At 66.9% G+C, this 254-nt stretch carries 1 protein-coding gene; it reads right to left on the minus strand.

What is annotated here, in order from left to right:
* The coding region (locus ACSNOK_RS35190; protein WP_436784756.1) for a type I restriction enzyme subunit R domain-containing protein at positions 1-252 on the minus strand (252 nt) is incomplete at its 3' end.
* Between the last annotated feature and the right edge of the window lie 2 nt (positions 253-254).

Raw genomic sequence — 254 nt, forward strand, 5'->3', positions numbered from 1 at the left:
GTCGACGTTCGCGCCGAGCGTCTGGTCCTCGCGGTCCTGATCGGAGTACTCGCGCAGTGCCTTGGCGAGGTTGTCGGTGAGCGGCGCGTAACCGACCAGGAGGCCGTCCTGCTTGCCCCGGAAACGGCGATTGACGCGGGCCAGGGCCTGCATCAGGTTGGCGCCCTGCATCGGGCGGTCCATGTACAGGGTGTGGATGGGCGGCGCATCGTAGCCGGTCAGCAGCATCGAGTGGACGATGAGCAGTTCCAGCT

Source organism: Streptomyces sp. URMC 126 (assembly GCF_051386555.1).
GTDB lineage: Bacteria > Actinomycetota > Actinomycetes > Streptomycetales > Streptomycetaceae > Streptomyces.